Annotated in this window: 21 protein-coding genes; 15 read left to right on the top strand and 6 right to left on the bottom strand. The window is 64.7% G+C overall.

From position 1 onward, the window contains the following. Nucleotides 1-222: 222 nt before the first annotated feature. Nucleotides 223-5,034, top strand: coding sequence for an NAD-glutamate dehydrogenase (locus MY55_RS18035; protein ID WP_047257599.1), 4,812 nt, complete (start codon nt 223-225; stop codon nt 5,032-5,034). Between the two features lie 235 nt (nt 5,035-5,269). Further along, nucleotides 5,270-6,964, top strand: a complete 1,695-nt coding sequence (locus MY55_RS18030) for a bifunctional metallophosphatase/5'-nucleotidase (RefSeq protein WP_052878082.1) — start codon at nt 5,270-5,272, stop codon at nt 6,962-6,964. Nucleotides 6,965-6,999: 35 nt separating this feature from the next. On the opposite strand, the gene MY55_RS18025 is transcribed toward MY55_RS18030, so the two are convergent. The 3 genes from MY55_RS18025 to coaBC all read right to left on the bottom strand — a co-directional run bounded on the left by MY55_RS18025 (nt 7,000) and on the right by coaBC (nt 9,807). Beyond that, the gene (locus tag MY55_RS18025) at nt 7,000-8,019 is read right to left on the bottom strand and encodes a GGDEF domain-containing protein (RefSeq protein ID WP_065202840.1); all 1,020 of its coding nucleotides are present in this window, start codon (nt 8,017-8,019) and stop codon (nt 7,000-7,002) included. A 101-nt stretch (nt 8,020-8,120) separates the two neighbouring features. Continuing rightward, nucleotides 8,121-8,573 carry a dUTP diphosphatase gene (dut, locus tag MY55_RS18020; protein WP_065202839.1) on the bottom strand — a complete coding sequence of 151 codons (453 nt, stop codon included), beginning with the start codon at nt 8,571-8,573 and terminating at the stop codon, nt 8,121-8,123. 52 nt (nt 8,574-8,625) lie between these two features. Beyond that, nucleotides 8,626-9,807, bottom strand: a complete 1,182-nt coding sequence (gene coaBC, locus MY55_RS18015; protein WP_065202838.1) for a bifunctional phosphopantothenoylcysteine decarboxylase/phosphopantothenate--cysteine ligase CoaBC — start codon at nt 9,805-9,807, stop codon at nt 8,626-8,628. Between the two features lie 161 nt (nt 9,808-9,968). On the opposite strand from coaBC, the gene radC reads away from it, so the two are divergent. From radC to MY55_RS17980, 7 genes are all read left to right on the top strand, one after another. Beyond that, nucleotides 9,969-10,643 (top strand): RadC family protein, encoded by a 675-nt coding sequence (gene radC / locus MY55_RS18010; protein WP_043579895.1) that lies wholly within the window; start codon nt 9,969-9,971, stop codon nt 10,641-10,643. A 111-nt stretch (nt 10,644-10,754) separates the two neighbouring features. Continuing rightward, on the top strand, nt 10,755-11,006 hold the full coding sequence (locus tag MY55_RS18005) for a hypothetical protein (protein WP_043579893.1): 252 nt from the start codon (nt 10,755-10,757) through the stop codon (nt 11,004-11,006). 154 nt (nt 11,007-11,160) lie between these two features. Beyond that, nucleotides 11,161-11,535, top strand: coding sequence for an oxidoreductase (locus MY55_RS18000; protein ID WP_043579890.1), 375 nt, complete (start codon nt 11,161-11,163; stop codon nt 11,533-11,535). 211 nt (nt 11,536-11,746) lie between these two features. After that, a complete protein-coding gene (locus tag MY55_RS17995) occupies nt 11,747-12,193 on the top strand; it encodes a DUF2844 domain-containing protein (protein ID WP_047237512.1) in 447 nt (148 codons plus the stop codon). A 9-nt stretch (nt 12,194-12,202) separates the two neighbouring features. Next, nucleotides 12,203-13,423, top strand: coding sequence for a DUF3443 domain-containing protein (locus tag MY55_RS17990; RefSeq protein ID WP_065202837.1), 1,221 nt, complete (start codon nt 12,203-12,205; stop codon nt 13,421-13,423). Nucleotides 13,424-13,630: 207 nt separating this feature from the next. After that, the gene (locus MY55_RS17985) at nt 13,631-13,918 is read left to right on the top strand and encodes a hypothetical protein (protein WP_052878083.1); all 288 of its coding nucleotides are present in this window, start codon (nt 13,631-13,633) and stop codon (nt 13,916-13,918) included. A 43-nt stretch (nt 13,919-13,961) separates the two neighbouring features. Next, nucleotides 13,962-14,519: a flavin reductase family protein gene (locus tag MY55_RS17980; RefSeq protein ID WP_065202836.1), complete on the top strand. Its 558-nt coding sequence runs from the start codon at nt 13,962-13,964 to the stop codon at nt 14,517-14,519. A gap of 58 nt (nt 14,520-14,577) precedes the next feature. Here MY55_RS17980 and tyrS read toward each other — a convergent pair whose 3' ends face one another. Continuing rightward, complete coding sequence (gene tyrS / locus MY55_RS17975; protein WP_047237509.1) at nt 14,578-15,852, bottom strand: tyrosine--tRNA ligase; 1,275 nt, start codon at nt 15,850-15,852, stop codon at nt 14,578-14,580. Between the two features lie 231 nt (nt 15,853-16,083). Here tyrS and MY55_RS17970 point away from each other — a divergent pair, with 231 nt between their 5' ends. After that, on the top strand, nt 16,084-16,740 hold the full coding sequence (locus MY55_RS17970) for a cytochrome b/b6 domain-containing protein (protein ID WP_065202835.1): 657 nt from the start codon (nt 16,084-16,086) through the stop codon (nt 16,738-16,740). A 63-nt stretch (nt 16,741-16,803) separates the two neighbouring features. Here the strand turns inward: MY55_RS17970 and MY55_RS17965 are convergent, their stop codons facing one another. Both MY55_RS17965 and MY55_RS17960 read right to left on the bottom strand, forming a co-directional pair. Then, nucleotides 16,804-17,244 (bottom strand): c-type cytochrome, encoded by a 441-nt coding sequence (locus tag MY55_RS17965; protein ID WP_065202834.1) that lies wholly within the window; start codon nt 17,242-17,244, stop codon nt 16,804-16,806. Between the two features lie 110 nt (nt 17,245-17,354). Beyond that, on the bottom strand, nt 17,355-17,783 hold the full coding sequence (locus MY55_RS17960; protein ID WP_043579880.1) for a c-type cytochrome: 429 nt from the start codon (nt 17,781-17,783) through the stop codon (nt 17,355-17,357). Nucleotides 17,784-17,925: 142 nt separating this feature from the next. On the opposite strand from MY55_RS17960, the gene MY55_RS17955 reads away from it, so the two are divergent. Genes MY55_RS17955 through MY55_RS17935 form a run of 5 tightly spaced genes read left to right on the top strand, consistent with a single transcriptional unit; the run spans nt 17,926 to nt 21,086 of the window. After that, a complete protein-coding gene (locus MY55_RS17955; RefSeq protein WP_065202833.1) occupies nt 17,926-18,360 on the top strand; it encodes a Fur family transcriptional regulator in 435 nt (144 codons plus the stop codon). Between the two features lie 14 nt (nt 18,361-18,374). Then, a complete protein-coding gene (locus tag MY55_RS17950; protein WP_065202832.1) occupies nt 18,375-19,292 on the top strand; it encodes a CobW family GTP-binding protein in 918 nt (305 codons plus the stop codon). Continuing rightward, nucleotides 19,289-19,471, top strand: coding sequence for a hypothetical protein (locus MY55_RS17945; RefSeq protein WP_047239013.1), 183 nt, complete (start codon nt 19,289-19,291; stop codon nt 19,469-19,471). The genes MY55_RS17950 and MY55_RS17945 overlap by 4 nt, the downstream gene beginning before the upstream one ends. Continuing rightward, entirely contained in the window at nt 19,468-20,211 is a 744-nt protein-coding gene (locus MY55_RS17940; protein WP_065202831.1) for a metal ABC transporter ATP-binding protein, read from the top strand. The genes MY55_RS17945 and MY55_RS17940 overlap by 4 nt, the downstream gene beginning before the upstream one ends. After that, nucleotides 20,211-21,086: a metal ABC transporter permease gene (locus tag MY55_RS17935; protein WP_043579870.1), complete on the top strand. Its 876-nt coding sequence runs from the start codon at nt 20,211-20,213 to the stop codon at nt 21,084-21,086. The genes MY55_RS17940 and MY55_RS17935 overlap by 1 nt, the downstream gene beginning before the upstream one ends. The last annotated feature ends 7 nt before the right edge of the window (nt 21,087-21,093 follow it).

Genomic DNA, 21,093 nt, shown 5'->3' with positions numbered 1-21,093 from the left:
GAGTTGTCTACAATGCGCTCTGCAATAGTCTTTGTGTAACAGCCCGTCGCTTTGCTGTAAGGTATCGCGAGGATTCCGCCGGGGTGGATGCCTATGGCGTATTGCCTTCGGAATAGGGCTTACCATTTTTATGTAAGACCATGTCGCATTAAGGAAATCCCGGGCGGGTAGTGCTATCTACAATGCCCCGACAACCTCCCTGCTCACAACAAGAGAAGCTAAATGTCGCTTACCAACAAGACCGAACTGGCAAGCCTGATCGCAGATATTCAGGCCGTAGCCGAGAGCAAGCTTTCTACCAAGGAGACCCAACAACTCGCCGCCTTCTTCCCGATCTACTTCGAAGAGACCGAACACGCCGACCTGCGGCAGTTCTCCTCGCTCGATCTGTTCGGCGCAGCGATGGCGCATTACGAGTTCGCCGGCAAACGCTCTGCCGGACAGGTCAAGTGCCGCATCTACAACCCCGATTTCGAACGCGACGGCTGGCAAAGCACCCACACGGTGATCGAAGTGGTGAACGACGACATGCCGTTCCTGATCGATTCGATCTCCATGCTGCTGTCGCGCTACAACCTCAACCTGCACCTGTTGGTGCACCCGGTGCTGGCGGTGGGCCGCGACAAGAGCGGCGCGCTGCAAGAAATCAAGCGCACCGAAGACCGCAGCTTGCCGCTGGAATCGCTGATCCATGTGCAGATCGACCGCATCAGCGACGCGGCGCTGCTGCAACAGCTGGAAGCCGACCTCAAGCGAGTGATGGCCGACATCCGCCTGGTGGTCAGCGATGAGCCGAAAATGCGCGAAGTGCTGGCCGGCATTGGCAAGGACCTCGCCAAGCTGAAGGGCGAGCGCGCTGTCGAAGCCAAGGAGGCCGTGGCCTTCCTGGAGTGGATGGCCGGCCGCAACTTCCTGTTCATGGGCTATTGCGACTACGACCTGGTCAAGCGCGACGGCAAGGACAGCCTGAAGATCGTCAAGAAATCCGGCCTGGGCATCCTGCAGGACCAGGGCGACAAAGAGTATTCCGCCAGCTTCGAACAGCTGCCGCAGGAGCTGCGCGAGCTCGCGCACCTGCCGCAACTGATCATCCTGAACAAATCGCAGACCCGCTCCATCATCCACCGCCCGGCCTATGTCGACTTCGTCGGCATCAAGCGCTTCAACGACAAGGGCGAAGTGATAGGCGAGCGCCGTTTCCTCGGCCTGTATACCGCCAGCGCCTACCAGATGTCGCCGAAGGACGTGCCCATCCTGCGCCAGAAAGTTGGCGCGGTGATCAAGGGCTGCGACTTCGTCGACGACAGCTACAAGGCCAAGACCTTGGGCTTCGTGCTGGAAAGCTACCCGCGCGACGAGCTGTTCGAGATTCCGGCCGAAGTGCTGGGACCGATCGCCGAAGGCATCGTCAGCCTGCAGGAGCGCCCGCGCGTGCGCCTGTTCGTGCGCGCCGACCGCTACCACCGTTATGTCAGCAGCCTGGTCTACGTGCCGCGCGACAGCTTCAGCACCGAAGTGCGGCTGAAGATCGAAAAAGTGCTGATGAACGCCTTCAACGGCAGCAGCGCCGAATTCAGCGTGCAGATCGGCGACGGCACCCTGGCCCGCGTCCACTACATCATCCGCACCGCGGCCGCCAAGCTGCCGGAATTCCACACCGCCGACATCGAGGCCGAAATCGCGCGCCTGGTGCGCGGTTGGAGCGAAGAGCTGCACCAGCAACTGGTGGAAGCTCATGGCGAAGAGCGCGGCAACGGCCTGTTCAACCGCTATAAAGACGGCTTCCCGCTGGCTTACCGCGAAGAATTCGCGGTGCGCAACGCGGTGCTGGACGTGCAGCATCTGGAGGCCATCGACGCCAGCCAGCCGTTGGCGATGAAGCTGTACCGCCCCTTCCACCGCGGCGGCGCGGCGTTCAACCTGAAGCTGTTCCGCGAGAGCGAGCCGATGGGCCTGTCCGCCAGCCTGCCCATCCTGGAAAACATGGGCGTCAAGGTGCGCGACGAGCACCCGTACTGCGTGAAGCGCGGCGACGGCTCCCAGGTATGGATCAGCGACTTCGGCCTGGATGTCGGCAGCTTCGGCGAGCAGATGGCCCAGGACCAGGTGCAGCATGACTTCCAGGAGTTGCTGGCCCAAGTCTTCGCCAGGCGTTGCGAAAACGACGGCTTCAACCGTCTGGCGCTGGTGGCGGCGCTGGATTGGCGCGAGATTTCGCTGGTGCGCGCGCTGGCCAAATACCTGCGCCAGGGCGGCCTGACCTTCAGCCAGGCCTATATCGAGCAGTGCGTGGCCAACTATCCGGCCATCACCCGCAGCCTGGTTGAGCTGTTCTATGCCCGCCTGGATCCGGCCGGCTTCGACGACGACAAGGCCGAACTGTTGCTGGCCGCCGTGCGCGGCATGCTGGACGGCGTGGCCAACCTGGACGAAGACCGCATCCTGAACGGCTTCCTGGCTGTGATTCTGGCCACCCGCCGCACCAATTTCTGGCAGAAGGGCGCCGACGGCGAGTTCAAATCCTACATTTCGTTCAAGCTGGAATCGAACCAGATTCCGTTCCTGCCGCAGCCGCGTCCGCTGTTTGAAATCTGGGTGTACAGCCCGCGCGTCGAAGGCGTGCACCTGCGCGGCTCCAAGGTGGCGCGCGGCGGCCTGCGCTGGTCCGACCGGATGGAAGACTTCCGCACCGAAGTGCTGGGTCTCGTCAAGGCGCAGATGGTGAAGAACTCGGTGATCGTGCCGATGGGCTCCAAGGGCGGCTTCGTCGGCAAGCAACTGCCGGCGCCGTCCGACCGCGAGGCCTTCCTGGCCGAGGGCATCGCCTGCTACAAGATCTTCATCTCGGCGCTGCTGGACGTCACCGACAACCTGGTGACCGGCCAGATCATTCCGCCTAAGGACGTGCGCCGCCTGGATCCGGACGATCCGTATCTGGTGGTGGCCGCCGACAAGGGCACCGCGACCTTCTCCGACATCGCCAACGGCATCTCGGAAGCCTACGGCTTCTGGCTGGGCGACGCTTTCGCCTCCGGCGGCTCCGCCGGCTACGACCACAAGGGCATGGGCATCACCGCCCGCGGCGCGTGGGAATCGGTGAAGCGCCACTTCCGCCACCTGGGCGTCAACACCCAGGAGCAGGATTTCACCGTGATCGGCATCGGCGACATGGCCGGCGACGTGTTCGGCAACGGCATGCTGCTGTCCGAGCACATCTGCCTGAAGGCGGCGTTCAACCACCTGCACATCTTCCTGGACCCGACGCCGAACGCGAAGAAGAGCTTCGCCGAGCGCGCGCGCCTGTTCAATCTGCCGCGCTCCAGCTGGTCCGACTACAACCGCGAGCTGATCTCCAAAGGCGGCGGCATTTTCGAGCGCTCGGCCAAGTCCATCCCGCTGTCGCCGGAAGTGAAGGCGTGGCTGGAAACCGACAAGGACCAGATGGCGCCGAACGAGCTGATCCATGAGATCCTCAAGGCCAAGATCGACCTGCTGTACAACGGCGGCATCGGCACCTACGTCAAGGCATCGACGCAGAGCCACGCTGACGCCCGCGACCGCGCTTGCGATCCGGTGCGCGTCAACGGCAACCAGCTGCAGGCCCGCGTGGTCGCCGAAGGCGGCAACCTGACGTGCACCCAGCTGGGCCGCGTCGAATTCGCGCTGGCCGGCGGCCGCATCGCCACCGACGCCATCGACAACTCCGCCGGCGTCGACTGCTCCGACCACGAGGTCAACATCAAGATCTTGCTGGGCGCGGTGATGCAGGCAGGCGACATGACGCTGAAGCAGCGCAACGAGCTGCTGGCCGAGATGACCGAGGAGGTGGGCCACCTGGTGCTGCGCAACAACGTGCTGCAGACCCAGATCCTGGCCATCAAGCGCCAGGAGTCGGCGGCGATGCTGACCACCCATGCGCGTATGATCGCGCACATGGAAAAGACCGGCGAGTTGAACCGCGAGATCGAGTACCTGCCGTCCGAAACCCAGATCAACGAGCGCCGCCTGGCCCGCCAGGGCCTGACCGTGCCGGAGATCGCCGTGCTGCTGGCTTACAGCAAGATCTCGCTGGACCAGGCCATCCTGGCCACCGATCTGCCGGATGACCGCGACTTCCTGCCGGTGCTGGTCAACTACTTCCCGAAACCGCTGCAACAGCGCTTCGGCAAGCAGATGGAACAGCATCAGCTGCGCCGCGAGATCATCTCCAACCAGCTGGCCAACCAGATCATCAACCGCATGGGCACCACCTTCGTGTTCCGCATGCAGGAAGAGTCGCCGTTCTCCGCGGCAGACATCTCCCGCGCATGGTGGATCGCCAGCCGCGTGTTCGACGCGGAAAGCCTGTGGGGCCAGATCGAGGCGCTGGACAACAAGGTGCCGGCCGATCAGCAGATGCAGCTGATGGTGCTGGTGCGCACGCTGGTGGAGCGCGTCACCCGCTGGGTGCTGCGCAACAAGCGTCCGTTCGGCTCGGTCAACGCCGTGATCGAACAGTACGCTGCCAAGGTGCAGGGCCTGCTGGCCCAGCTGCCCAAGCTGGTGCCGTCGGAACGCTACCCGGCGGTGGCGGCGCTGGAACAGCGCATCGCCCACGCCAATCTGCCGCAGGCGCTGACCCAGGTGCTGGCGCGCCTGGAGTTCGCCGTGCCGCTGATGGACATCATCGAAATCAGCGAGGGCAGCAAGCTGACCCTGGAACAGGTGGCCGCCAACTACTTCCAGCTGGGCAGCACGCTGCAGCTGGACTGGCTGCGCGACGCCATCACCAGCCTGCCGCGCGACAACCGCTGGCAGTCGCTGGCGCGCTCGGCGCTGCGCGACGACCTGTACCGCGTGCACCGCAACCTGGCGCGCCAGGCTCTGCTGGATGGCGCGGCGACGGAAACCTTCGCGGTGCAGTGGCTGGAGAAGCAGCACGCGGCGGTGGAAGTGTGCGGCCAGATGTTCGCCGAACTGCAATCGTTCAGCGCGCTGGACCTGGCGATGCTGTCCGCCGGCATGCGCGAGCTGAACAACCATCTGCTGGCCTGATCGGCCAAACGGATTTCCGGCCGCGAGGCCGGAGGCGCCAAACGCCGCGAGCTTGCTCGCGGCGTTTTTCATTTCGGAATTTTGTTGTGAAAAGGATATTTTTCAGAATTTAATTTCTGAATTTCATGAAAAACGTTTATTAAATTTCATTCGACTTGTGTATGTTGGCAGGCCCCGCATGCGGTCCGTGGCAGCGGCCCGCGGCGGGACGCCAACATAACAATGGAGCAAGTCAATGAAACTGATTCCGCTGAGCCTGTGCCTGAGCGTCAGCCTGGCGCTGGCCGCCTGCATGTCGGACTCTTCTTCCGTGGGAGGACGAGGCGAAAACAATAATCAGCAGCGCCAGCCCGCGGTGGCGGTCAAGCTGATCGCCTTCAACGATTTCCACGGCAATCTGGAAACGCCCGGCGCCTTGTCGGTGCCGGACCCGGCCAATCCCGGCAAAACCATCAAGGTGAGCGCCGGCGGCGCCGACTACCTGGCGGCCTGGGTGAAGTCACTGCGCGACAAGTCGCCCAATACCGTGGTGGTATCGGCCGGCGACCTGATAGGGGCGAGCCCGCTGGTGTCCGGCCTGTTCCACGACGAGCCGACGATAGAGGCGATGAACCTGCTGGGACTGGACATCAACGCGGTGGGCAACCACGAATTCGACGACGGCCAGGAGGAGCTGCTGCGGATGCAAAACGGCGGCTGCAAGCCCGGCTCCAGCACCACCTGCCGGAACGGCGGCAAGTTCGCCGGCGCCAAGTTCAAGTTTTTGGCCGCCAATGTGCGCAAATCCGATGGCGGCACGCTGTTTCCGGCCTATGAGATCAAGCGCTACGGCAATATCCCGGTGGCCTTTATCGGCATGACGCTGAAGGGGACGCCGGAAATCGTGTCGCCCACCGGCATCCAGGGCCTGAGCTTCCAGGACGAGGCCGACACCGTCAACGCGCTGGTGCCCAAGCTGAAGGCGCAGGGCGTGTCCGCTGTGGTGGTGGTGGTGCATGAAGGCGGCTATCAAAGCGGCAGCTTCAACGACTGCAACGGCATCTCCGGCCCCATCGTCGACATCGTCAAGAAGCTGGACAAGGCGGTGGGCTTGGTCGTGACCGGCCATACACACCAGGCCTACAACTGCGTGATAGACGGCCGGCGGGTTACCAGCGCCAAGAACTATGGCCAACTGTTCACCGAGATAGACTTCAAGCTGGACCCGGCGACCAAGGGCTTTGTCCCCGGCTCGATCCAGGCGGCCAACCGGGTGGTGAGCCAGGACATCGCGCCGCGCGCGGACGTCGCCAGCCTGATCCAGACCTATCAGGCCTTGGTGGCGCCTATCGCCAACAAGGTGGTGGGACAGGCGTCCGGCCCGCTGACCCGCGCCTCCAACGCCGCCGGGGAAACCACGCTGGGCGATGTGGTGGCCGACGCGCAATTGGCGGCCGGCCAGGCGCAGGGCGCGCTGGCGGCCTTTATGAACCCGGGCGGCGTGCGGGCGGACATTCTGCCGGGGGGCGACGGCAGCGTCAGCTACAAGCAGCTCTACACGGTTCAGCCCTTCGGCAACACCATGATGACGATGGACCTGACCGGCCAGCAGATCGACCAATTGCTGGAGCAGCAGTGGAGCAACCCGGCCCAGCCCAAGATGCTGCAGGTGTCGGCCGGCTTCAGCTACGCCTGGAGCCAGTCCGCGCCGGCCGGCAGCAAGGTCGACATCGCCAGCATCCGCATCAACGGGCTGGCGGTGGATCCGCGGCAGGTCTACCGGGTGCAGGTGAATAATTTCATCGCCGGCGGCGGCGATGGCTTCACCGTGCTGACCCAGGGGGCGAACCGGGTGGGCGGCGGCGTGGATGTCGATGTGCTGGTGGATTACTTCCAGGCGCGGGCGCGGGTGGATGCGCCGCCGCTGAACCGCATCGTCCAGCTGCCCTGACGGTTGACGGGGCCGGGCGCCGCGGCGTCCGGCCTTCAGAACACGTCGATTTCGCCGCCGGCCTGCGGCGCGGCCAGCGAGCCGTCCGCCACCAGCTTCTCGTAGCTGCGGATCTGATCGCGGCCGTGGCTCTTGGCGTAGTACAGCGCGCGGTCGGCTTGCTCCACCAACTGGCCCGGCAACTGGGCAGGGTTGACGCGGGTGTAGCCTATGCTGATGGTGAGATTTTTGACCTGGGGAAACACATGCAGGGCCACCCGCTGGCGAAAGCGCTCCAGCGCCGCTTCCGCCTGCTCGAGATCCGGCGCCTGCAGCAGCAGCGCGAATTCCTCGCCGCCATAGCGGAACAGGCCGTCGTCCTCGCCGAAGCTTTGCTGCATCAGCTGCGCGAGCAGCAATAGCACCTCATCGCCGACCATGTGGCCGTAAAGGTCGTTGACCCGCTTGAACAGATCGACGTCCAGCAGGGCCAGCACGCAAGGGTCAGGCGGGGCTTGCGGGTGTTGCAGCGCGGCGATCAGGCCGTAGATGCGCTGGTCGAACTTGCGGCGGTTGTGCAGCGCGGTCAGCATGTCGCGGTCGGCCTCGAACAGCACGCGCAGGAAGTTCTCGTGTATCCGCGCCATCGCCTTGAGCATGGCGCGGTTGATCTTGGCGTCGCCGGCGGCGTGGATGATCACCAGCGAGGTGATGCTGCCCATGCAGCGCAGCGGCAGGCACATGCCGCCGGGAATGCGGTGGATGCCGTCGCCGCGGTCCAGCTGGTCGAGCAGCTCGTAAAGAAAAACCGGCGGCGGCTGCCAGCTGTCGGCGCTGGTTTCGCGGATGTCCGGCTTGCCGGCGCCGGAGCGGGCCTCCAGCCGGCGGCGGATATAGGGAGCGTTGTTGACCCAGCGGCAGGAGAACAGCTCCACTCGGTCGACGCGCATGACCTCCACCAGGGTGGAGAGCAGGCTGGACTCCAGCATATCCTGTTCGCGCTGCGACGTCAGCTCGACCAGGCTGTCGAGTATCAGTTTGCTTTCGGTCTGATCCGGAAGCGGTGTCTGCGTCATCGGGAGGCTCCTGGGGCGGCGGACGGCCCATCCGGCCATGCGCCCTCGCTTTCCCGATTATAGGCAAGCGCCCGCCGGCGGGCGGGCGCGATCGGACGGACTCAGCCGCGGCCGGTGCTGCCGAAGCCGCCAGCGCCGCGGTCGGATGCCGCGAAGTCGTCGACGAGATTGAAGCCCACCTGCACCACCGGCACGATCACCATCTGGGCGATGCGCTCCATCGGCTCCAGGCGGAACGGCTCTTGGCCGCGGTTCCATACCGACACGAATATCTGGCCCTGGTAGTCGGAATCGATCAGGCCCACCAGATTGCCCAGCACGATGCCGTGCTTGTGGCCAAGGCCGGAGCGCGGCAGCAGCATGGCGGCGAGGCCGGGGTTGTCCAGGTGGATGGCGATGCCGGTCGGGATCAGCTTGGTTTCGCCCGGCTGGATGGTCATCGTCTCTTCGGTGGCGGCGCGCAGATCCAGGCCGGCCGAGCCTGGGGTGGCGTAGGCGGGCAGGTTGTCGCGCAGGCGCGCGTCCAGGATCTTGACGTCGATTTGGGCTGGCATGGTGTTTCCTTGTGATGCGGGGCGGCGCGGAGGCCGCCCGATGGTTGATTCTTCAGCGCCGGCCCAGCAGGGCGGCCAGATGGCGGACGATGGCGGCGGCCACCTCGTCCTTGGGCATATTGGGCAGCGGGTGCTCGCCGGCGTCGTCCAGCAGCACCACCTGGTTGTCGTCGGCGCCCATCGCCTGCTGGGCCAGATTGGCCACCAGCAGCGGCAGTTTCTTGCGCCGGCGCTTGGCCTCGGCGAACTCCAGCAGGTTCTGGCTTTCGGCGGCGAAGCCGACGCAGAACGGCGCGGCCGGCAAGGATGCGACGGTGGCCAGGATGTCTGGGTTTTCTTCCAGTTCTATGACGGGGACCGAAGCGCCTTTCTTGATCTTGTGCTCGCTGCGGTTTCTCACCCGGTAGTCGGCGACGGCGGCAACGCTGATGAAGATGTCGCTGCGGCCGACTTCCGTCAACACCGCCTGCTGCATTTCGGCGGCGCTTGCCACGTCGACGCGGCGCACGTTCAGCGGCGCGGCCAGGCTGGTGGGACCGGATACCAGCGTCACTTCGGCGCCGGCGTCGCGGCAGGCGCGCGCCAGCGCGTAGCCCATCTTGCCGGAGCTGATGTTGGTGATGCCGCGCACGGTGTCGATGGCTTCGTAAGTCGGGCCGGCGGTCAGCAGCACTTTTCTGCCGGCCAGCGTTTTCTCGGCGAAGACGCCTTGCAGCAGCTCGAAGATTTCGTGCGGTTCCAGCATGCGGCCGTCGCCGGTTTCGCCGCAGGCCTGCGCGCCGTTGCCGGGGCCGAACACGGCGACGCCGTCGGCGCGCAGCTGCGCGACGTTGCGCTGGTTGGGCGGATTCTGCCACATCTGTAGGTTCATCGCCGGCGCGACGACCAGCGGGCAGGCGCGGGCGGCGGCCAGCGTGGAGATCAGGTCGTCGCAGGCGCCGTGCGCCAGCTTGAACAGCAAGTTGGCGGTGGCCGGCGCGATCAGGAAGACGTCGGCGCGGCGGGACAGCTCGATATGCGCCATCGCGTTGCTGGGGCGCGGATCCCATAGATCGGTGTAGACCGTGTTGCCGGACAGCGCCTGGAAGGTGGCTGGCGTCACGAAGCGGGTGGCCGATTCGGTCATCACCACTTCCACCTGGTGGCCTGCCTTGACCAGCAGCCGGGTCAGTTCGGCCGATTTATAGGCGGCGATGCCGCCGCTGATGCCGAGAAGAATGCGTTTGGCAGTCATCGTTATGTCTTCGCAAAGCAGCCGTAAACTGGCCATTTTAGCGGATTTGGCGGCGGGATGGTTCTGGCGTCGGCAGATTGTGGCATGTTAATGTCATTGCCTGTTTCTATCTTGTTGGCCTGCAGGCACAAACAATGCTATAGCCAGAGGGAGGATGCGCAATGTCGATTGCCAGTTGGCCCGAATCCGAGCGTCCGCGCGAGAAGCTGCTGCAGCAAGGCGCCGGTTCCCTGAACGATTCCGAGTTGCTGGCGATTTTCCTGCGCACCGGCATCAAGGGCGTCAGCGCGGTGGAGCTGGCGCGGCGCCTGTTGCAGGATTTCGGCTCCTTGTCGCGGCTGTTGACCGCCTCGCTGCCGGAGTTCAAGTCCATGCCAGGCCTGGGCGAAGCCAAGTACGCGCAGCTGATGGCCTGCACCGAGCTGGCGCGGCGGGCCTTGTCGGAGTCGATGCGGATGGGCGACGCGCTGTCCAGCCCGGAGCAGGTCAGGGACTACCTGAGGCTGAGCATAGGGCGGCGCGAGGTGGAAATATTTGTCGTGATATTCTTGACGGCACAAAACCATCTGATCGAGGTCGAAGAAGTATTCAAGGGGACGCTGACCGAAACCAGGGTGTATCCGCGCGAGGTGTTGCGCCGGGCTTTGCGGCACAACGCGGCGGCGGTGATCGTCGCGCACAATCATCCGTCCGGGGTGAGCGAGCCGTCGACTGCGGACAGGGTGTTGACCGATACCCTCAAGCGCGCGCTGGCATTGGTCGATATCAAGTTGCTGGATCACTTCGTGGTGACCGGTGGACACGCGGAATCGTTTGCCGAACGCGGTTGGCTGTAGATGCGGGTTGTCGATGGGATGGCGGTCTGACAGTGCGGCCATCCGGAACGGAGCCTGTGAAGCGTAACTGTCCGTTTGACCTTGTTCCCACCGCAGCAAAAGGAGGCCATCATGAACATCCTGCGTATGCTGAATGAGTCCGACTACATTCAGGTCAACAACCAGTTCGTCAAGCCGGACTTCCATGCGGTTTCCGAAGAATTTTCCGACGACGACGACGTGGTGCTGGAAGCGAATCTGGATGGCCAGGAGCTGGTGTTGACCGTGGCCGACCTGACTGACGCCACGCCGCTGGCGGACGGCGGCTTCTGGCTGGAAGGGCTGGGCTATCTGCGCTTCCTGTCGCAGCAGAACCTGCACTGAATCCCCGCAGCCATTCCCGAAACCAGGCCCGGCCCATGCCGGGCCGTTTCATTTTGGGCGGCGATGGTTTGACCTGCCTCAAATCCGGTTCGCAAGCCTTGATCTAGAGTGACGACGGTTATACGACAGGCATAAATGGACAGGCGGGGTATATATGCAAAAATTCAGAATCGGCATGGTTGGAGTGGGAGAGACGGGCACGCCTTTGCTGAAGCAGCTGCTGGATGCGCCATTTGTGGAGATGGTGGGAGTGGCGGATCTGGATTTGCAGCTGCCCGGCGTATTGCTGGCCAAGGAGCGCGGCGTGGCGGTCACCGACAATTTCATCGAGATCGCGGAGCAGGGCGAGCGGGTCGACATCATCATCGACGTCACCGGCTCGCGCAAGGTGCGCGACGATCTGCGCCGCTACATGCAGTTTTCCGGCAACACCCACACGGTGATCGTGCATGAGCGCGTGGCTTTGTTAATGTTGTCGCTGGGCGCTGGACAGTGGGTGGAAACCCGGCATGACGAGTTAACCTATTGATGCGAAAGGTTTGAGATGTGAGGCCGAGCCGGATTGTCCGGGCGGCTGAACGAGGGGATGCGGGAGGCCTTGGCCTCCCGCTTTTTTATTAACATGTTGGCGTGGGATGTCGCGCCGGCGATCTTGTATGCTGAAAGTGTTATGTGCCCGAAAACATGCCATGGCGATGCCGAGTGGCGGTTGCCGTCGCCAGACTCCGGAGGAAAACAAGATGATGAAGGCATCTTCGAAAATTTTGTTGCTATTGCTCGCCGCGCCGCTCCTGGCCCGCGCGGAGCTGGGGCAGAAGCTAGATGCCGCGCAGGCCGCGAGCGGCGGCAAGCAGATGACCGCGCTCGCGCCGGCTGGCGGCGCCTTCAGCGTGCAGCAGAGCCAGGACGCCGCCGGGCGGCTGATCAAGCAATACGCCGCCGCCGACGGCACGGTATTCGCCGTCGCCTGGAGCGGCGGCAGCCTGCCGGATCTGCAGCAACTGCTCGGCAGCTATTTCCCCGCCTATCGGCAGGCCCAGCTGGCCAACCGCAACGGTCTCAATGTGATGCGGGGGCAGGTCGGCAGCTTCGTGGTGAGCTCGCATGGGCGGATGGGCGCGTTCAAGGGCTTCGCTTACGACAGCGCGCTGTTGCCTGCCGGCGTGACGCCGGATCAGCTCAAATAAGGGGGCGATATGAACAAGATGCTTGCGGGTTGGTTCGCGCTGGCGCTGGTGTTGGGCGGTTGCGGGGGAGGAGGCGGCGGCGGTGGGGCCATTTCGAATGGTAGCAACGGCAGCAGCACGTCCAATAGCGTCGCGATGACTGTCGATACCGGGCCAAGCGGCGCCCAGGGACAGCTGAACATCCCCTATGTGTCGGTGACTGTGTGCGCGCCCGGCAGCGCCAGCAACTGCCAGACCATAGACCATGTGCTGGTGGATACCGGTTCCAGCGGTTTGCGGGTGTTGTCCTCGGTGCTGGGCAGCGGGCTGCGCAGCGCTCTGGGCAGCCAGCAGGTGAATGGCAAGCAGGTGGTGGAGTGCGCCCAGTTCGCCGATGGCTACACTTGGGGGGCGGTCAATGTGGCCGATGTGAAGATGGCGGGCGAGGTGGCCAGTTCGGTGCCGATCCAACTGGTCTCCGATCCGGTTTACACCACGGTGCCTGCCAGCTGTTCCAGCGTGGGGAGCAATGAAGGAAACCTCGCCGGGCTGGGGGCCAACGGCATCATCGGCGTGGGCTTGAACCGGCAGGATTGCGGCAGCGATTGCGCCGGCAACGCCAACAACGGATTTTATTACCTTTGCGCCACCGCGCTGACCTGCCAGCCCGGCACCGTGCCGGTCGCGCAGCAGGTGGCGAATCCGGTGGCCAGCTTCGCCGCCGACAACAACGGCGTGCTGTTGCAGCTGCCCGCCATTCCGGTGACCGGGCAGGCGAGCGCGCAGGGGACGCTGACTTTCGGCATCGGCACCCAGTCCAACAACGCTATCGCGTCGGGGGTCAAGGCTTACCCAGTCTCCAGCGACGGTTTCACCATCACCGGCGTCTACAAGGGGCAGATTTACCCTAGCTTCCTCGACAGCGGATCCAACATTCTGTACTTCACCGACAGCAGCATCGCTACCTGCACGGTGGGCGGCGGCACTTGGTTCTGCCCGGGTTCTCAGCTCAATCTGAGCGCCACCTTGTCGAGCGGCGGCAGCAGCAGCACGGTCAATTTCAGCCTGATCAGCGCCCAAGTGCTCACTCGCAGCAACTACGCGGCTTTCCCCAGCATAGGCGCGCCAATGACCGGCAGCCTGAGCGGCGATTTCGATTGGGGTTTGCCGTTCTTCTACGGCCGCAACGTCTACATAGGCTTCGCCGGCAGCAGCAACAGCCTGGGCAGAGGGGCGATGTATATTTTCTGACATTCGATCTTGCAGCGCAGCACGAAGTTGTCTATAACGCGATTGTCATCACGATGACATCTCCTCTGTCTTTGTGCTTGAGGATAATGGCAAACTGGCCCGGCGAAAGCCCGGGCCTTTTTTTGTTATATGACCATCGTGAAGAGTTAGTTACGCGAATATGTATTCCATGCTAAATTTTTATGCCATTTTAATCATGGAATCGGCGTGAACGCAGCGAAAAAGATACGGCTGCTGCTGGCGCAGCGCGTGGACCAAGAACAAACCGAAGTCTTGCTGCAGCTGGCCGTGGACTTGCAACTGGGCGCGCCTTTCGATTTGCGCCGCCTGTGCCAGATCGATCCGCAGTATTTCGAGCTGGGGCTCGCCTTGCTGAAGGACTGGCGCGCCGGCCATCACATCGCCGCGCGCAGCCGGCTGTTCGAGGACATCCTGGCGCGGGACGCGCGCCTGCAGCGCCGGTTATGCCATTTGGAGGCGCCGGCGCTGCATTGAGCCGCAGCTGCTAGAATGGCTGTTTTGCGCAAGGGAGACCAACATGCTGGCGGACGTGGAACTGGCCAAGGCCTATCGTTTGCTGAACCATGGCCCCACCGTGCTGGTGAGCAGCGCGGCGGGAGGCAGGCGGAACGTGATGGCGGCGGCCTGGGCGATGCCGCTGGATTTCGATCCGCCCAAGGTGCTGGTGGTGGTGGACAAGTCCACCTACAGCCGTGAGCTGATCGAGGCCAGCGGCGAATTCGTGCTGAATATCCCGTGCCGAGCCCAGGCGGCGCAGGTGGTGCGAGTAGGCAGCGAGAGCGGCCATGAGCTGGACAAATTCGCCGCCAGCGGGCTGGAGCCGTTGCCGGCGCGCAAGGTCGGCGCGCCGTTGGTGGCGGGCTGCATAGGCTACCTGGAGTGCAAGGTGGTGCCGGAGCCGCGCAACCAGTCGCAATATGATCTGTTCATCGGCGAAGTCGTCGCCGCCCAGGCCGATGATGCGCTGTTCAGCGCCGGCCATTGGCATTTCGACGACGATCCGGCCAGGCGCAGCGTGCATTACATCGCTGGCGGCGCCTTCTTCGCCACCGGGGAGGCCTTCAGCGTCGCCTGAGCCTGCCGCAAACAAAAAGCCCGTCCATCCGGACGGGCTTTGGTTTTGCCGCGGCGGCTTATTGCCAGTCGGCCAGCGCGTACAGCTTCTTGCCGCGCTTGAGCAGCGTGTAGCGGCCGAACAGGCGCTGGTCCTGGCCGATTTCAAGCTCGATGCTGTCCGCCTTGGCGCCGTTGACGCTGACCGCGCCGCTCTGGATGAAGGTGCGGGCCTCGGTTTTGGACTTGGCGAGTCCGGCGGCGGCCAGCGCGTCCACCAGGCCGCTGTGGCCGGCGTCCAGCTTGACGCAGGGCAGGCCGTCCTGCGCCAGCTGGGCGAAGTCGTCGGCGGTCAGGCTGGACAGGTTGTTGCTGAACAGGCTGTGGGTGATCCGCTGCGCCGCTTCCAGCGCGGCCTGGCCGTGCACCAGCGCGGTGACCTGTTCGGCCAGGATGCGCTGGCCTTCCGGTTTGCCGTCGCGGTTCTTGTCGGCCTCTTCGATGGCGGCGATCTCGTCCACCGACAGGAAGCTGAAGTAGCGCAGGAACTTGTACACGTCGGCGTCGGCGGTGGACAGCCAGAACTGGTAGAAGGCGTAGGGCGAGGTCTTCTTCGCGTCCAGCCAGATGGTGCCGGATTCGGTCTTGCCGAACTTGGTGCCGTCGGACTTGGTCACCAGCGGCATGGTCAGGCCGAACACCTGGGCCTGGTTCAGGCGGCGGGTGAGATCGGTGCCGGCGGTGATGTTGCCCCACTGGTCGGAGCCGCCGATCTGCAGCTTGCAGTCCAGGCGGCGGTTCAGCTCGGAGAAGTCGTAGCCTTGCAGCAGGCTGTAGGAGAACTCGGTGTAGGAAATGCCCTGGTCTTCGCGGGCGATGCGCTGCTGCACCGCTTCTTTCTTGATCATGGCGTTGACCGAGAAGTGCTTGCCGATGTCGCGCAGGAACTCCAGCGCGCCCATGCCGCCAAACCAGTCGTAGTTGTTGGCCATCAGCGCGGCGTTGTCGCCTTCGAAGCTGAGGAAGGGCGCCACCTGGGCGCGGATCTTCTCCACCCAGCTCTCGATGATGTCCGGGGTGTTCAGCTTGCGCTCGGTGGCCTTGAAGCTGGGGTCGCCTATCATGCCGGTGGCGCCGCCGACCAGCGCCACCGGGCGGTGGCCGGCCTGCTGGAAGCGCTTCAGCATCAGGATGGGCACCAGGCTGCCGATGTGCAGACTGTCGGCGGTCGGGTCGAAGCCGCAATAAAGCGTAACCGTTTCCTTGTTCAGCAGTGCCTGCAGCGCGGCCATATCGGTGGTTTGCGCGATGAGGCCACGGGCCTCCAGATCCTGAAGAAGGGCGGTTTGCGTCATTTGACTGAGTCTCCAACACGGTGAAAGACGCCGCGGGCGGCGTCGGAAAAAAACGGCTCCAGCGGGACGACGGCGTCGCCAGGCTGGAGTGGGGAATTCATCTTAACCGAATTTGCGGCCACATGGCGGCGGATTGCCCATTTTATTGCTGAAATGGCGGGGCGGCATCTTGGTGTCCGGGCGGGGATGCGGCAAAATGGATGGATATCCGGGATAGGGAAAGGGTTAAGAATGTCGCAGCAGGTCAAGGTGTGGGATGCGCCGACGCGTTTGTTTCACTGGACGCTGGTTTTGTTGTTCGCGGCGATGTGGTTTTGCGCCGAGCAGGGCGGCGACTGGCTGCAATACCATATCTATTGCGGCGTGGCTTTGGCGTCGCTGCTGGTGTTCCGCTTGATCTGGGGCGTCATCGGCAGCCAGACCGCGCGTTTCTCCAGCTTCGTGCGCGGTCCGCGCGCCATCTTGCGCTATCTGCGGGGCGAATTGCCGGAGCGCGAGGCGCCCGGCCACAACCCGCTGGGCGGCTGGATGGTGGTGGCGATGCTGCTGGCGCTGGCCGCGCAGGTGCTGACCGGCCTGTTCGCCGCCGACGTGGACAGTTATCTGTACGATGGCCCGCTGGCCAAGCACGTGGACAGCGGCGTGGCGGAGGCCGCCACCGGCGTGCACAAGCTGCTGTTCAACGGCCTGCTGGGCCTGGCGGCGCTGCATATCGCCGCCATCGTCGTTTACCGGGTGGTGAAGAAGCAGAACCTGGTGAAGCCGATGCTGACCGGCTACAAGCAAATGGCCGGGGAGAAGCCCAGGCTGCGTTTCGCCCACGGCGCGCTGGCGCTGGCGGCCTTGCTGCTGTCGGCCGGCGGGCTGTATTTCGCGCTGCTGCGCTGAACGCGGCGCGCGCAAACGACAAAGCCGGCGGATGCCGGCTTTGTTTTTTGATGCGCCGGGCGCTTATTTTTCCGGGCCGCGGAAGGCGTCGTGACAGGTCTTGCAGTTTTGCGCCACTTGGCCGTAGGCCTTCTTGATCGAACCGAGGTCGCCGCCCTTGGCGGCGCCGGCCAGCGCATCGACCGATTTCAGGAAGGCGTCGCGGTCGGCCTGGAATTTGGCGGCCTGGCTCCAGACTTCCGGCTTGGCGCGGCTCTTGCCGGTGATGCTGTTCGCCGGGAAGTGCTTGAACGGCTCGGCGGCCAGCGTTTTCATCGCCTCCGCTTGCTGCGCGAACTTGGCCTGGTCGTAAGGCGCGCGCCCGCGCACCGCCATGCCCATCGGCTCGAACGACTGCAGCAGCATCTTCTTGAACGCCTGCGAGCGGATTTCGGCCGGCGTGTCGGCATGGGCGGCGGGAATGGCGATGGCTGCCAGCAGCAGCGCGGTCAGTGTTTTGTTCATGGCATCTCGAATCGGTGGCTAAGCTTGTCGGACGGCGGCGCGTGGCGCCGAACGCCGATTATATCGATGACGGCGGGAAATGGGGGGCCGGGTGGGCAGCCCCGGCCGGATCAATCCTTGCGGAAGTCCTTGTGGCAGGCTTTACAGGTTTGCTGGGTGTCGGCGAAGGCCTTGCGGACCGCGGCGAGGTCGCCGCCTTGCGCCGTCTGCTTCAGATTGGCGGTGGCGGCCTTGTGCCGCTCGATCGCCTTTTGCCAGTCGGCGGGCTTGCTCCAGATTTCCGGGCGCGCGTCGGTGCGGCCGGCGCCGCTGCCGGCCGGGAAGTATTGCCAGGGCTGCTGCGACAGCTGCTCCAGCTTGACGGCCAGCTTGGCGAACTCGTCCTTGTTGTAGGGCGTGTCGCCTTTCAGCATCTTGCCCATCTCGCCGATCACCGGCTTGTATTGCTTGAGCGCGTCCTTGCGCTGGCTGATCGGATCCGCGGCGAGCGCCTGGCCGGCCAGCAGCAGCGCCAGCGAAGCCAGCAACATCTTTTTCATCGAAATTCCCCCTGTTTTGGCATGAAAACGACGCCAGCAGCCTATCACAGCGGGCAAACCGTCAAAACCCGCATTATGTAAATGGTTGAGCAATGGTGATGTTATACAGTAACATTGCCCATTATTCAGCCGGGCCCCCACCATGGATTCCTCCGCCTATCTCGCCGCCGCCGAGCGCCATTGCGCCAGCCGCGGCAGCAAACTGACCGAATTGCGCCGCCAGGTGCTGGAGCTGGTGCTGAGCCGCCGCGGCGTGGTCAAGGCCTACCAGGTGCTGGCCGACCTGCAGCAACAGCGCGGCTCGGCCGCGCCGCCCACCGTCTACCGCGCGCTGGACTTCCTGGTGGAGCACGGCCTCTTGCACAAGGTGGATGCCTTGAACGGCTTCATCGTCTGCGACCACTTCGACTGCCAGCACGAAAGCCTGATCCTGGTGTGCGAACAATGCGGCCGCGTCAACGAGGTGGACGCCGCCGGCGGGCTGGCCAGCCTGCGCGACATGGCGCTGGCCGCCGGTTTCACGCTCAGCCCGCAAAACCTGGTGCTGGCCGGCCGTTGCCAGTCCTGTGCCATCTGAACCGTCGAAAAATCATGAACAAGACCAAAGTCAACCTGTTTACCGGCTTTCTGGGCGTGGGCAAGACCACCGCGCTGCGCCACCTGATCGCCAACCGCCCGCAGCATGAGAAGTGGGCGGTGATCGTCAACGAGTTCGGCGAAGTGGGCATAGACGGCGCCGCCTTGCTCAACGACGAGCTGGCGGTGGCCGAGATCGCCGGCGGCTGCCTGTGCTGTGTGGCCGGCCCGCAGATGACCGCCACCGTGGCGACCTTGCTGCGCCGCGAAAAGCCCGACCGCCTGCTGATCGAGGCCAGCGGCCTGGCCCATGCCGCCGGCGTCATCGACGAATTGCGCGCCAAGCCGCTGGGCGAGGCGCTGGAAGTGGCGGCGGTGCTGACGCTGGTGGACCCGCGCCAGTTCATTCAGCCGGACTATCACCGCCAGCCGCTGTACCGCGACCAGATCTCCATCGCCGACGTGCTGGTGGCCAACAAGATAGACGCCGCCGACATCCCGACCATGGAGGCCTTCCGCGCGCAGGCGGCGGCGTTGTTTCCGCCCAAGTCCCTGGTCGGCGAAGTGCGCGACGGCCAACTGGACGTGGCCTGGCTGGACGCCGAGCGCGCCGCCAAGCCGCGCTACCGTCCGGCGGCGCTGCCGGACAATAGCAGCGCGTGGCAATCGGCCGGCTGGACTTTCGATCCGGAGCTGAATTTCGACGGCGAGCGCCTGACACGCTTCTTCGACGACCTGCCGGCCAAGGTGCCGGGCCTCACGCGAGCCAAGGGGGTGTTCCGCGTGCTGGACAGCTGGGTGTGGCTGAACTGGGCCGCCGGACAGTGGGGCGCCGCCCAGGTGTCCTGGCGCCGCGACAGCCGCTTCGAGCTGATCGCGCCGGCGTTCGAGGCCGACAAGGTGGAAGCCTGGCTGAAGGAGTGCCTGGAATGAGCGGATCGCACTCGCATGGCCATGACCATGGGCACGAACATCAACACCTGACCCCGGCCACGTTGCGGCCGCCGCTCAGCCTGCTGGCGATGTCGGCCGGCCAGCGCGTCGCGCTGACCCTGCTGCCGCTGGCCGGCTTGTGGCTGCTGGTGTGGTGGGCCTTGCAGGAGCTGGCATGAGCATCATCCTCAACAATCTGACGGTGTCCTACCAGCGCCATCCGGCGGTGCACCATATCGGCGGCCGCTTCGCCGACGGCGACGCCACCGCCATCTTCGGGCCCAACGGCGCCGGCAAGAGCACGCTGCTGAAGGCCATGGTGGGCGCGCTGGCGCCGGATTCCGGCAGCGTGGACCTGAATGGCCACCGCCGCAGCGACATCGCCTACTTGCCGCAGCAGGCCGAGATAGACCGCAGCATGCCGGTGAGCGTGCTGGAGCTGGTCGGCACCGGGCTGTGGCACAAGAGCGGCCCGTTCGGCCGGGTGGGGCGCGCCGGCATGGAGCGTTCGCTGCAGGCGCTGGAGCAGGTGGGGCTGGCCGATTTCGCGTTGCGGCCGATCGCCGCGCTGTCCAGCGGCCAGTTCCAGCGCGTGCTGTTCGCCCGCATCCTGGTGCAGGACGCCAGGCTGATCCTGCTGGACGAGCCCTTCAACGCGGTGGACGCCAAAACCACCGAAGATTTGCTGCGGCTGGTGGCGCAGTGGCGCGGCGAGAAGCGCACCGTGATCGCGGTGCTGCACGACGCGATGCAGGTGCGGACGCATTTCCCGCACACGCTGCTGATGGCGCGCGAGGTGATCGCCTGGGGCGACAGCGCCGCGGTCCTGACTGACGACAATCTGCGGCGCGCGGTGGAAACCGCCGCCCACTGGCAGGCCCAGGCGCCGGTTTGCGGCCTGGATGGAGTAAGCGCCTGATGCAACATCTGTACGATCTACTGGTTTCGCCGTTTGTCGAATTCGCCTTCATGCGCCGCGCGCTGGCCGGTTGCCTGGCCTTGGCGCTGGGCTCCGGCCCCATCGGGCTGTTCTTGGTGATGCGCCGGATGAGCCTGATGGGCGACGCGATGAGCCACGCGGTGCTGCCCGGCGCGGCGGTCGGCTTCATGTTCGCCGGCCTCAGTCTGCCGGCGATGAGCCTGGGCGGCTTCGTCGCCGGCGTGCTGGTGGCGCTGCTGGCCGGGCTGGCCACCCGCTTCACCAGCATCAAGGAAGACGCCAGCTTCGCCGCCTTCTACCTGCTGTCGCTGTCCCTGGGCGTGCTGCTGGTGTCCCGGGGCGGCAGTAATGTCGACCTGATGCACATCCTGTTCGGCTCGGTGCTGGCGGTGGACAACGCCGCGCTGTATCTGGTGTCGGGCGTGGCTTCGGTGACGCTGCTGACCTTGGCTGTCATCTACCGGCCGCTGCTGCTGGAAAGCCTGGACCCGGTCTACCTGCGCGCGGTGGGCGCGCGCGGCGCCTGGTGGCATCTGTTGTTCCTGATGCTGGTGGTGCTCAACCTGGTGGCCGGCTTCCAGTCGCTGGGCACGCTGATGGCGGTGGGGCTGATGATGCTGCCGGCGATCACCTCGCGGCTGTGGACCGAGCGCATCGAGGCCATGCTGGCGCTGTCGGTCGGCATCGCCTTCCTCAGCGGCCTGGGCGGCCTGCTGTTGTCCTACCACTTCGAATTGCCGTCCGGACCCGCCATCATCCTGCTGGCCGGCGTGGTCTATCTGCTGTCTTTGCTGTTTGCCCCGGTGGGCGGCGCCTTGCCGCGCTATATCCGCGCCCGCCATCTGGAATCCTGAGGAGAGG

The sequence above is a fragment of the Chromobacterium subtsugae genome (assembly GCF_001676875.1).
In the GTDB taxonomy this organism is placed as follows: Bacteria; Pseudomonadota; Gammaproteobacteria; order Burkholderiales; family Chromobacteriaceae; genus Chromobacterium; species Chromobacterium subtsugae.
The sequence above is the reverse complement of the archived record's forward strand: the minus strand, read 5'-3'. Positions and strand labels throughout refer to the sequence as shown.

Bases quoted from the DNA above. Each gene is read 5' to 3' on its own strand.
- MY55_RS17950 (WP_065202832.1), top strand. From the start codon at position 18,375: ATGAACAAGACCAAAGTCAACCTGTTTACCGGCTTTCTGGGCGTGGGC.
- MY55_RS17935 (WP_043579870.1), top strand. From the start codon at position 20,211: ATGCAACATCTGTACGATCTACTGGTTTCGCCGTTTGTCGAATTCGCC.
- MY55_RS18000 (WP_043579890.1), top strand. From the start codon at position 11,161: ATGCAAAAATTCAGAATCGGCATGGTTGGAGTGGGAGAGACGGGCACG.
- MY55_RS17955 (WP_065202833.1), top strand. From the start codon at position 17,926: ATGGATTCCTCCGCCTATCTCGCCGCCGCCGAGCGCCATTGCGCCAGC.
- MY55_RS17980 (WP_065202836.1), top strand. From the start codon at position 13,962: ATGCTGGCGGACGTGGAACTGGCCAAGGCCTATCGTTTGCTGAACCAT.
- MY55_RS18005 (WP_043579893.1), top strand. From the start codon at position 10,755: ATGAACATCCTGCGTATGCTGAATGAGTCCGACTACATTCAGGTCAAC.
- MY55_RS17990 (WP_065202837.1), top strand. From the start codon at position 12,203: ATGAACAAGATGCTTGCGGGTTGGTTCGCGCTGGCGCTGGTGTTGGGC.
- MY55_RS18035 (WP_047257599.1), top strand. From the start codon at position 223: ATGTCGCTTACCAACAAGACCGAACTGGCAAGCCTGATCGCAGATATT.
- coaBC (WP_065202838.1), bottom strand. From the start codon at position 9,807: ATGACTGCCAAACGCATTCTTCTCGGCATCAGCGGCGGCATCGCCGCC.
- MY55_RS18025 (WP_065202840.1), bottom strand. From the start codon at position 8,019: ATGACGCAGACACCGCTTCCGGATCAGACCGAAAGCAAACTGATACTC.
- radC (WP_043579895.1), top strand. From the start codon at position 9,969: ATGTCGATTGCCAGTTGGCCCGAATCCGAGCGTCCGCGCGAGAAGCTG.
- MY55_RS17960 (WP_043579880.1), bottom strand. From the start codon at position 17,783: ATGAAAAAGATGTTGCTGGCTTCGCTGGCGCTGCTGCTGGCCGGCCAG.
- MY55_RS17965 (WP_065202834.1), bottom strand. From the start codon at position 17,244: ATGAACAAAACACTGACCGCGCTGCTGCTGGCAGCCATCGCCATTCCC.
- MY55_RS17940 (WP_065202831.1), top strand. From the start codon at position 19,468: ATGAGCATCATCCTCAACAATCTGACGGTGTCCTACCAGCGCCATCCG.
- tyrS (WP_047237509.1), bottom strand. From the start codon at position 15,852: ATGACGCAAACCGCCCTTCTTCAGGATCTGGAGGCCCGTGGCCTCATC.
- MY55_RS17945 (WP_047239013.1), top strand. From the start codon at position 19,289: ATGAGCGGATCGCACTCGCATGGCCATGACCATGGGCACGAACATCAA.
- MY55_RS18030 (WP_052878082.1), top strand. From the start codon at position 5,270: ATGAAACTGATTCCGCTGAGCCTGTGCCTGAGCGTCAGCCTGGCGCTG.
- MY55_RS17995 (WP_047237512.1), top strand. From the start codon at position 11,747: ATGATGAAGGCATCTTCGAAAATTTTGTTGCTATTGCTCGCCGCGCCG.
- MY55_RS17970 (WP_065202835.1), top strand. From the start codon at position 16,084: ATGTCGCAGCAGGTCAAGGTGTGGGATGCGCCGACGCGTTTGTTTCAC.
- dut (WP_065202839.1), bottom strand. From the start codon at position 8,573: ATGCCAGCCCAAATCGACGTCAAGATCCTGGACGCGCGCCTGCGCGAC.